Genomic DNA, 10,261 nt, shown 5'->3' on the forward strand with positions numbered 1-10,261 from the left:
TTGGCCGTCTTCGCGGCGATGCGGCGCCCCGACAAGCTCCGCTCCCACAGGACCGAGTCGAGCCACATTTTTGTGTACGCTCAAAAACCTGTGGGAGCGGAGCTTGCCCGCGAAGAGGCCCTCCCTGCCTACCTCAAATCAAACGTCGCGAAACAACCATGGCTGGCTGGCCCTGTGCTTGGCTTCGAACGCGGCAATCGCCTCGCCGTCCTGCAGGGTCAGACCGATATCGTCCAGGCCGTTGAGCAGGCAATGCTTGCGGAACGCATCGACTTCGAAGTGGTAGACCTTGCCGTCTGGACGGGTCACGGTCTGTGCTTGCAGATCGACCGTCAACTGATAACCCGGGGTGGCCTCGACCTGCTGGAACAGCTCGTCGACTTCGCTGTCGTCGAGAATGATCGGCAACAGGCCGTTCTTGAAGCTGTTGTTGAAGAAGATATCGGCAAAGCTCGGCGCAATGATGCTGCGGAAGCCGTACTCCTCCAGAGCCCATGGCGCATGTTCACGACTGGAACCACAACCGAAGTTTTCCCGGGCCAGCAACACACTGGCACCCTGGTAACGCTCGGCGTTCAACACGAAGTCCTTGTTCAACGGTCGCTTAGAGTTGTCCTGGTAGGCATAACCCACGTCCAGGTAGCGCCATTCGTCGAACAGGTTGGGACCGAAACCGGTGCGCTTGATCGACTTCAAGAACTGCTTGGGAATGATCTGGTCGGTGTCGACATTGGCACGATCCAGAGGCGCGACAAGACCGGTGTGCTGGGTAAAGGCTTTCATGCTGCGCTCCTCAGATCAATTCACGAACGTCGACAAAACGACCGCTCACGGCGGCGGCGGCGGCCATGGCCGGGCTCACCAGGTGGGTACGACCACCGGCACCCTGGCGTCCTTCGAAGTTACGGTTGGACGTCGAGGCGCAATGCTCGCCGCTTTCCAGGCGGTCCGGGTTCATCGCCAGACACATCGAGCAACCCGGCTCGCGCCATTCGAAACCGGCTTCGAGGAAGATCTTGTCCAGGCCTTCGGCTTCGGCCTGGGCTTTCACCAGGCCCGAACCCGGCACGACAATCGCCTGCTTGATGGTCGAGGCGACCTTGCGGCCCTTGGCGATCACCGCCGCGGCACGCAGGTCTTCGATCCGCGAGTTGGTGCAGGAACCGATAAAGACCCGGTCCAACTGGATGTCGGTGATCGCCTGGTTGGCGGTCAGCCCCATGTACTTCAAGGCACGCTCGATCGAGCCGCGCTTGACCAGGTCGGTCTCGCGGGCCGGGTCCGGCACGTTCTGATCAACCGCCAGGACCATTTCCGGCGAGGTGCCCCAACTGACCTGCGGCTTGATCTGCGCGGCATCCAGCTCGACCACGCGGTCGAACTGCGCATCGGCATCGGACACCAGGTCTTTCCAGGCCTCGACGGCCAGGTCCCACTCCGCGCCTTTCGGTGCAAAAGGACGGCCCTTGACGTAGGCCACGGTTTTTTCATCGGCAGCCACCAGGCCCACGCGGGCACCGGCTTCGATGGACATATTGCAGATGGTCATGCGGCCTTCGACCGACAGGGCACGAATCGCGCTACCGGCGAACTCGATGGCATGGCCGTTGCCGCCGGCGGTGCCGATCTTGCCGATCACGGCCAGGACGATGTCCTTGGCGGTCACGCCAAACGGCAAGGTGCCCTCGACCCGCACCAGCATATTCTTCATCTTCTTGGCCACCAGACACTGGGTGGCGAACACGTGCTCGACCTCGGAGGTGCCGATACCGTGGGCCAAGGCACCGAAGGCACCGTGGGTCGAAGTATGGGAGTCACCACAGACCACGGTCATGCCCGGCAAGGTCGCACCCTGCTCCGGGCCGATCACGTGCACGATACCTTGACGCACGTCATTCATCTTGAATTCGGTGATGCCATATTCATCGCAGTAATCGTCGAGGGTCTGCACCTGCAAACGCGACACCTGGTCGACAATCGCTTCGATCCCACCCTTGCGCTCCGGGGTGGTCGGTACGTTGTGGTCCGGGGTGGCGATGATCGAGTCAACACGCCAAGGCTTGCGCCCGGCCAGGCGCAGGCCTTCGAAAGCCTGGGGCGAAGTCACTTCATGGATGATGTGACGGTCGATATAGATCAGCGACGACCCATCATCGCGCCGTTTCACTTCATGAGATTCCCAGAGCTTGTCGTAAAGCGTTTTGCCGGCCATCAGACGTTTCCTCATCAGCTTGTTTCTATGCCCCGGATTATTGATGACTGTTCTCAATAACCCCTTGGCTTGTGAGGTCGATGCTATGGCGTTAGAGTGAATAACTCAAATTCATATTTTTTATGCTTTGGATAACCATCTGGAATACAGCGCATGGATCTGGCTAACCTCAATGCTTTTATTGCCATCGCCGAGACCGGCAGTTTTTCCGCCGCCGGGGAACGCCTGCACCTGACGCAGCCGGCGATCAGCAAACGTATCGCTGGACTCGAGCAGCAACTCAATGTCCGCCTGTTCGACCGCCTGGGCCGCGAAATCGGCCTGACCGAGGCCGGCCGGGCCCTGCTGCCACGCGCCTACCAGATTCTCAACGTGCTGGACGACACCCGCCGGGCGCTGACCAATCTCACCGGCGAAGTCAGCGGCCGGCTGACTCTGGCCACCAGCCATCACATCGGCCTGCACCGCCTGCCACCGCTATTGCGCGCCTTTACCCGGCGTTATCCGCAGGTGGCGCTGGATATCCAGTTCCTCGACTCGGAAGTCGCCTATGAGGAAATCCTCCACGGTCGCGCCGAGCTGGCGGTGATCACCCTGGCGCCGGAGCCCCACGGTCTGGTACGCGCCGTGCCGGTGTGGGACGACCCGCTGGATTTCGTCGTCGCCCTCGAGCATCCGTTGGTCAGCCACGGCCCGGTCAGCCTCAAGGACATCGCCCATCACCCGGCGGTCTTTCCGGGTGGCAACACCTTTACCCACCATATCGTCCAGCGCCTGTTCGAAGCCCAGGGGCTGACGCCGAACATCGCCATGAGTACCAATTATCTGGAAACCATCAAGATGATGGTCTCCATCGGCCTGGCCTGGAGCGTTCTGCCGCGAACCATGCTCGATGAGCAGGTGGCACGCATTCCTTTACCGGGCATACAACTGACTCGCCAGCTAGGCTATATCCTGCATACCGAACGGACACTGTCGAATGCCGCGCGAGCTTTCATGGCTTTACTGGATGCACAGAGCGATAGAGCGGTATTGACGACATAAGTCAAGCCTGCTTTATTCCAAACAGCTTTTTGCGGCACAACGTTCCTTTCATCCCAAGGACAGCTGTAAATGCCCAAGCACGCCAGCCGTATTCCACCCCTGCCACGCATTCACGCACTTGATCCCCATGCGTCGGAACAGAGCTGGGAAAGTGCCACGCAACTGCTTGCCGCCCTCAATGGCGCGCGCCTGGGGGCCTGGTGCTGGGATATCGAAAGCGGGCAGGTCAGTTGGTCCCGGGGGACCCAGGCGCTGTTCGGCTTCGATCCATACCAGCCACTGCCCAAGGACATCGACTACTTTGACCTGCTACCGGTCGAGGACCGTGCGCGCACCCTGCGAGCCTTTCATGCGGTACTGCAAGGTGAGCCCGTCGAACAGGCCATGCATCACCGCATCCGCTGGCCCGACGGCAGCCTGCACTGGCTGGAAATCAATGGCAGTCTGTTGCCGGACAAAAATGGCAAGCCACGGATGATCGGCGTCATTCGCGAAATCACCCACCAGCGCCAGCGCGAGCATGCCCTCAGCAGCTCGGAAAAACGCTTTGCCACGCTGTTTCACCTGTCTCCCAACATGGTCCTGCTGACCCGCGAGGAAGACGGTTTGATCAGCGAGGCCAATCAGTGCTTCGAAAGTCTGTTCGGTTGGCCGGCCCTCCAGGTAATAGGGCGCACCACCCTGGAACTGGGTCTATGGGTCGACCCGCAGGAGCGCAGGCGATTGATCGACGCCCTGGGACCCAAGGGCGAATCGGTCAGCCAGGAGGTACAACTACGGGCCAGCAACGAGCAAATTCGTGTCGGCATCCTCAGCGCCCAGCGGGTCGAACTGGAAGGCCAGGCCTATCTGCTGAGCACCTTTCTCGACACCACCGAACGCAAGCATGCCGAGCTGGCCCTCAAGGACAGCCAGGAACGCCTCGACCTGGCCCTGGACTCGGCGCAACTGGGCACCTGGGACTGGCATATCCCCAGCGGCATGCTCTATGGCTCGGCGCGGGCCGCGCAGTTGCACGGCCTCGAGCCGCAACCCTTCCATGAGTCGTTCGAGGCCTTTTTCGACGGTGTGCCCACCAGCGAGCGCGAAAGCATGCGTCACGCCTACCGCAGCCTGCGCGAAGGCCCCGAAGGCAGCTATCAACTGACCTATCGGGTGCAGCTGGAAAACGGCATCTCGCGCTACCTGGAAAGCCGTGCCCGCCTCTACCGCGACGAACAGGGCAATCCGCTGCGCATGGCCGGCACCCTGCTGGATATCACCGAGCAGGTGGAGCGCGAACAACGCCTGGTGGCCTCGGAAGAGAAATTCGCCAGCCTGTTCCAGGCCAGTCCCGACCCGATCTGCGTCACCCGCTACGACACCGGGCAATTCATCGAGATCAACCCGGCCTTTACCCAGGTGTTTGGCTGGAGCATCGACGAGGTGCGTAATCGCAGTGCCGAGCAGATCGGCCTGTGGGACGACACGGCCAAGCGCTTGCAGCGTATTCAGCAGGTGATCCGCGACCAGGCCCTGAACAATGTGGCGGTGATCGTGCATCACAAGCGCGGCCATGCCCTGACCTGCGTGATTACCAGCCGGCAGATCGTGGTCGAGGAGCAGCCCTGCATCGTCACCACCTTGCGTGACATCACCCAGCAACAACGGGCCGAGGCCGCGCTCAAGGCCAGCGAGGAAAAATTCGCCAAGGCGTTCCACTCCAGCCCCGACGCCATCACCATCACCGAGCGCGACAGCGGGCGCTACCTGGAGGTCAACGACGGCTTCTGCCGGCTGACCGGCTACACCAGCAGCGAAGTCATCGGCCGCACGGTGTATGAAATCGGCGTCTGGGCCGATCACAAACAGCGCAGCGCACTGCTGGCGGAGCTGAAGGAAAAGGGCCATGTCCCACACCGCGACATGCTCGGGCGCAACAAACGCGGCGATGTGCTCACCGTCGAGGTATCGGTCGAACCGATCATCCTCAATGAAACCGCGTGCCTGCTGCTCACCGCCCGGGATATCAGCCAATTGAAGAACGCCCAGGCGCAGATCCGCCACCTGGCCTATCACGACCCGCTGACCAACCTGCCCAACCGCGCCCTGCTGATGGACCGCCTGAGCCAGCAGATCGCCCTGCTCAAGCGCCACAACCTGCGCGGCGCCCTGCTGTTCCTCGATCTCGATCACTTCAAGCACATCAACGACTCCCTCGGCCACCCGGTGGGCGACACCGTGCTCAAGGTGGTGACCGCCCGCCTGGAAGCCAGTGTGCGCACCGAGGACACCGTGGCGCGCCTGGGTGGCGACGAGTTCGTGGTGCTGCTCAGCGGCCTGGACGGTTCACGCAGCGAGGTCACGCACAAAGTCCGCGAACTGGCGGACACCATTCGCGAACTGCTGGCCGAACCCATGTTCCTCGACGGCCAGCGCCTGCAGGTGACCCCGAGCATCGGCGTGGCACTGATTCCCGACCACGGCACCACCCCCGCCGACCTGCTCAAGCGCGCCGATATCGCGCTGTACCGGGCCAAGGATTCCGGGCGCAACATCACCCAGCTGTTCCACAGCACCATGCAGAAAGCCGCCAGCGAACGCCTGCGCATGGAAAACGACTTGCGCCAGGCGCTTTCCCGCGGCGAATTCAGCCTGCACTTCCAGCCCCAGGTGGACGCCCGCGACAACAGCATCATCGGTGCCGAAGCCTTGGTGCGCTGGCACCACCCGGAACTCGGCGCGCAATCGCCGACCGAGTTCATCAAGGTCCTGGAAGACAGCGGGCTGATCCTCGAGGTCGGCACCTGGATCCTCGACCATGCCTGCGAGGCCTTCGGCATCCTGCTCGGCGACGGTTTGATCAGCCATGCCTTCAGCTTGTGCGTGAATATCAGTCCGCGGCAATTCCGCCAGATCGATTTCGTCGAACGGGTGGAACGCACGCTGATTCGCTACAACGTCCCGTCCTCGATGCTGAAACTGGAAATCACCGAAGGCATCGTGATCCAGAACCTGGAGGACACCATCAGCAAGATGCGCCGCCTGAACAAACTCGGCGTCAGTTTCGCCATGGACGATTTCGGCACCGGCTATTCGTCGCTGACCTACCTCAAGCGCCTGCCGGTGGACGCCTTGAAGATCGACCAGTCGTTCGTGCGCGATGCGACCCACGACCCCAACGACGCGGAAATCATCCGCGCCATTGTCGCCATGGCCCGCAGCCTGGGGCTGACGGTGATTGCCGAGGGGGTGGAGTTGCCGGAGCAGCTGGTATTCCTGGAGGGCTTGGGCTGCCATCTGTACCAGGGCTATCTGCACAGCCGGCCCTTGCCTTTGGAAGAGTTCAAAAAGCTCTTGGAATCACCCACGACTGAACACACCACCGACCTGTAGGAGCCGGCTTGCTGGCGATCAGCCGACAGGCTGGGGTTGCGCGGCTCCTACAGGCTCGGTGTCAGTCAGGCGGCTGAGTAAACGCCCGAGGCCGCGCCACAACGAAAAGCCCCGCCTCGAAGGCGGGGTTTTCAGTTGATGCAGCGTCAGATCAGTGCTGCAGCGCCGGCTTTTGCCCGGCATTAATGGCAATGCGCTTTGGCTTGGCCTCTTCCGGTACGACCCGCAGCAGGTCGATATTCAACAGGCCGTTACTCAGGCCCGCGGCCTTGACCTCGATATGGTCGGCCAGGCGGAAGGACAGCTTGAACCCGCGCTGAGCAATGCCCTGGTGCAGATAGCTGACGTTCTCGGCCTTGGGTTCGCGCTTGCCGCCACTGACGGTCAACACGCCTTTCTCGACCTGCAGCTCCAGGTCTTCTTCCTGGAAACCGGCCGCGGCCACGACGATGCGGTACTGGTCGTCGCCATGTTTTTCAACGTTGTAGGGGGGATAGCTGCTGCCCGGTTCATTGCGCAGTGCGGTTTCGAACAGATCGTTGAAACGATCGAAACCGACGGAAGAACGGAACAGCGGCGCCAGCGAAAATGCGGTAGTCATGTCAATCTCCTGAGATTCAGCGAGTGATTTAGTCCGCGACCCGAATTCGGCATCGCGTACTCCCTAGATAGGAACTCGCCCACGCATTTCAAGAGATTGCCGTGAAATTTTTCAGGCCGCTTCAGACAACGGTCCATTCAGCAGGCGCCCGACCGCGTCGCAATCGGTCTCGCGGCGCAGGTGAGTGAACAGCTCCACGGCCTGCGGATAATTGCGCGTCAACATCGCCAGCCATTGCTTCAAACGGCCCGGCGCCTGGCGTGGCGTCAGTTGCGCCACCGCCTGCGCCCAGAAATCGCGCAGCAGCGGTTGCAGCTCGGCCCAGGTCATCTCCACCACCTCTTCGCCAGCCCGCGCCGCGGCGATCTGCCGGGCCAGGTCCGGGCGCGACACCAGCCCGCGACCGAGCATGATGTCCTCGGCGCCGCTGATCTCGCGACAGCGCCGCCAGTCGTCCACGGACCAGATATCGCCGTTGGCGAACACCGGCACCTTGACCACTTCCTGCACCCGCGCCACCCACTCCCAATGGGCCGGCGGTTTGTAACCGTCGACCTTGGTCCGGGCGTGTACGACGATTTGCGAGGCACCACCTTCAGCCAAGGCCGTACCACAGACCAGTGCCCCGTCCGGACTGTCGAAACCCAAGCGCATCTTCGCCGTCACCGGGATATGCGCCGGCACCGCGCGACGGACCTGCTCGACAATGGCGTTGAGCAACTCCGGCTCCTTGAGCAGCACCGCCCCGCCCCGGGACTTGTTCACGGTCTTGGCCGGGCAACCGAAATTCAAGTCGATCACCTGCGAACCCAGCTCACAGGCCAGCGCCGCGTTTTCCGCCAGGCACACCGGGTCGGAGCCCAATAGTTGCACCCGCAGCGGTACACCGGCGGCCGTGCGGGCGTCGGTCAGCAGTTCGGGGGCGAACTTGTGGTAGTAGGCCGGCGTCAACAGCGAGTCATTGATCCGGATAAACTCGGTGACGCACCAGTCGATACCGCCGACTCGGGTCAGCACATCACGCAGGATGTTGTCGACCAACCCCTCCATGGGTGCCAGGGCAATTTGCATGGGTACTCTCATAGAAAAAAGCGGTCATCGAAAAAAGCGACCATCGAACGAAAAAGTGCGGCAGTTTACGGGGTTCCGGCGCAAACCGGTACGCCCTCAGACCGACTGCAGCGCCGGCCCGTAACCCTCGAGAAACTCCGCCGGCATGCGCTTGGGCTTGCCGCTGGACAGCTCGATACAGACAAAGGTGGTTTGCGCGCGCAACAGGGTCAGGTTGTCGCTGGGACGGACCAGCTGGAAACGCCGGGTCATCTTCAGGCGCTGGTCCCAGTCGACGATCCAGGTCGCCAACTGCAATTCGTCGCCTTCATAGGCGGCGGCCAGATAGTCGATCTCATGGCGGACCACCGCCATGGCCCGGTCCAGGCGTCGATATTCGCTAAGGTCGAGGCCCAGGCGCTGCGAGTGACGCCAGGCGCAACGCTCCAGCCAACTGACATACACCGCGTTGTTGGCATGCCCGAGACCGTCGATATCCTCGTCGGCCACCTGCAAATCGAGGATGAAGGGTGTCGCCAGATCCCAACTCATGTACCGCTCCCGGTCAAATCAAAGACCCGGGCAGTGTAACGGAACAACCCTCAGATGACCGCCGTTTTGGCCGCCCGCAGGAGCCGGTCGGACAATTCGCCGGGACCCAGCGCCCGGGCCACGGCCAGGCCGCCGACCATCAGGGCGATATCGGCCAGGGCTTTGTCGGTGTCCTCGGGGCTCGACGCCAGCTGCACCACCATCAGTTCCACATGCTCGTTCAGAGCTTCGCGAAAGCACTCCGGCAAGTTGCACATTTCCCCGACGATCGACGGGATCGGACAGGCCTGCTGGACCGCATCACGATGCTTGCGCGACAAATAGAAGGCCGCGAACAGGGCCCGCCGCTCCTCACCCGGCAACTGGCTGTCGACCTCGCTCATCTTCGTCCGACGCTGGGCGAGCAATTGCTTGAACGCCTCCAGCATCAGCGCGTCCTTGCTCTCGAAGTGCGCGTAGAAACCGCCCACGGTCAACCCGGCGGCGCCCATCACCTCACTGACACTCGGCTCGACCGGGCCGCGCTGGATCAGCGCGTTACTCGCCGCCTGCAGGATGCGCTCGCGGGTTTGCGCTTTCTTGTCGTTCATTGCCACCTCCAGACATCACACAGAAAATATTATTCGCATAATATTTTTCCGCAAGGCTTTATTTTGACCGCTGGTCCGAGCCCTGGCTATCAAAGCATGGGTATTAAAAATGGATGGCCGGGAAAAGGGTCAAACGCCAGACAAACAAAAGGGTCATTCAATAATTGAATGACCCTTATAAAATCCCGCAGAGCGGGCAATCGTGGCGTCCCCTAGGGGACTCGAACCCCTGTTACCGCCGTGAAAGGGCGGTGTCCTAGGCCACTAGACGAAGGGGACACAAACCCTTCTATACAACTGTAGGAGCCAGCTTGCTGGCGATCCAGACGACGCGGTTCAATAGAACACCGTATCGATATCATCGCCAGCAAGCCGGTTCCTACAACTTCAAGGCCGGTGTGGCCAGACCTTGAAGTGTAAATTGGTGGAGCTAGACGGGATCGAACCGTCGACCTCTTGCATGCCATGCAAGCGCTCTCCCAGCTGAGCTATAGCCCCGGATTTTTCGCCTCGGAGGCGGAACGACATCAACCTGCAACATCGCTTCTGTAAAACTGGCGTCCCCTAGGGGACTCGAACCCCTGTTACCGCCGTGAAAGGGCGGTGTCCTAGGCCACTAGACGAAGGGGACGCAAACCCTTCTATACAACTGTAGGAGCCAGCTTACTGGCGACCCAGGCGACGCGGCTCAACAGAACACCGTATCGATATCATCGCCAGCAAGCCGGCTCCTACAACTTCAAGGCCGGTGTGGCCAGGCCTTGAAGTGTAAATTGGTGGAGCTAGACGGGATCGAACCGTCGACCTCTTGCATGCCATGCAAGCGCTCTCCCAGCT

At 61.5% G+C, this 10,261-nt stretch carries 8 protein-coding genes and 4 tRNA genes (1 of these 12 running past the window's edge); 2 read left to right on the forward strand and 10 right to left on the reverse strand.

Going from position 1 to position 10,261, the window contains the following annotated elements:
* Window positions 1–138 precede the first annotated feature (138 nt).
* On the reverse strand, window positions 139–783 hold the full coding sequence (gene leuD, locus AC07T0_RS31090; protein ID WP_495004768.1) for a 3-isopropylmalate dehydratase small subunit: 645 nt from the start codon (window positions 781–783) through the stop codon (window positions 139–141).
* A gap of 10 nt (window positions 784–793) precedes the next feature.
* Window positions 794–2,212 carry a 3-isopropylmalate dehydratase large subunit gene (leuC, locus tag AC07T0_RS31095; RefSeq protein WP_495004777.1) on the reverse strand — a complete coding sequence of 473 codons (1,419 nt, stop codon included), beginning with the start codon at window positions 2,210–2,212 and terminating at the stop codon, window positions 794–796.
* A gap of 153 nt (window positions 2,213–2,365) precedes the next feature.
* Here leuC and AC07T0_RS31100 point away from each other — a divergent pair, with 153 nt between their 5' ends.
* Both AC07T0_RS31100 and AC07T0_RS31105 read left to right on the forward strand, forming a co-directional pair.
* The gene (locus tag AC07T0_RS31100; protein ID WP_495004769.1) at window positions 2,366–3,256 is read left to right on the forward strand and encodes a LysR family transcriptional regulator; all 891 of its coding nucleotides are present in this window, start codon (window positions 2,366–2,368) and stop codon (window positions 3,254–3,256) included.
* Between the two features lie 69 nt (window positions 3,257–3,325).
* The gene (locus AC07T0_RS31105) at window positions 3,326–6,631 is read left to right on the forward strand and encodes a PAS domain S-box protein (RefSeq protein WP_495004770.1); all 3,306 of its coding nucleotides are present in this window, start codon (window positions 3,326–3,328) and stop codon (window positions 6,629–6,631) included.
* Window positions 6,632–6,782: 151 nt separating this feature from the next.
* On the opposite strand, the gene AC07T0_RS31110 is transcribed toward AC07T0_RS31105, so the two are convergent.
* The 8 genes from AC07T0_RS31110 to AC07T0_RS31145 form a co-directional block, all read right to left on the reverse strand.
* Window positions 6,783–7,232 carry an Hsp20 family protein gene (locus AC07T0_RS31110; RefSeq protein ID WP_495004771.1) on the reverse strand — a complete coding sequence of 150 codons (450 nt, stop codon included), beginning with the start codon at window positions 7,230–7,232 and terminating at the stop codon, window positions 6,783–6,785.
* 111 nt (window positions 7,233–7,343) lie between these two features.
* On the reverse strand, window positions 7,344–8,303 hold the full coding sequence (locus AC07T0_RS31115; RefSeq protein ID WP_495004772.1) for a tRNA dihydrouridine synthase: 960 nt from the start codon (window positions 8,301–8,303) through the stop codon (window positions 7,344–7,346).
* Between the two features lie 96 nt (window positions 8,304–8,399).
* Entirely contained in the window at window positions 8,400–8,834 is a 435-nt protein-coding gene (locus AC07T0_RS31120; protein ID WP_495004773.1) for an acyl-CoA thioesterase, read from the reverse strand.
* A gap of 50 nt (window positions 8,835–8,884) precedes the next feature.
* Window positions 8,885–9,424, reverse strand: coding sequence for a TetR/AcrR family transcriptional regulator (locus AC07T0_RS31125; RefSeq protein WP_495004774.1), 540 nt, complete (start codon window positions 9,422–9,424; stop codon window positions 8,885–8,887).
* Window positions 9,425–9,627: 203 nt separating this feature from the next.
* Window positions 9,628–9,703, reverse strand: a tRNA-Glu gene (locus AC07T0_RS31130).
* A 143-nt stretch (window positions 9,704–9,846) separates the two neighbouring features.
* Window positions 9,847–9,922 (reverse strand) — tRNA-Ala (locus AC07T0_RS31135).
* 57 nt (window positions 9,923–9,979) lie between these two features.
* Window positions 9,980–10,055, reverse strand: a tRNA-Glu gene (locus AC07T0_RS31140).
* Window positions 10,056–10,198: 143 nt separating this feature from the next.
* Window positions 10,199–10,261: transfer RNA gene (locus AC07T0_RS31145), tRNA-Ala, on the reverse strand (it continues 113 nt past the right edge of the window).

Source organism: Pseudomonas sp. GW821-FHT04D07 (assembly GCF_059420225.1).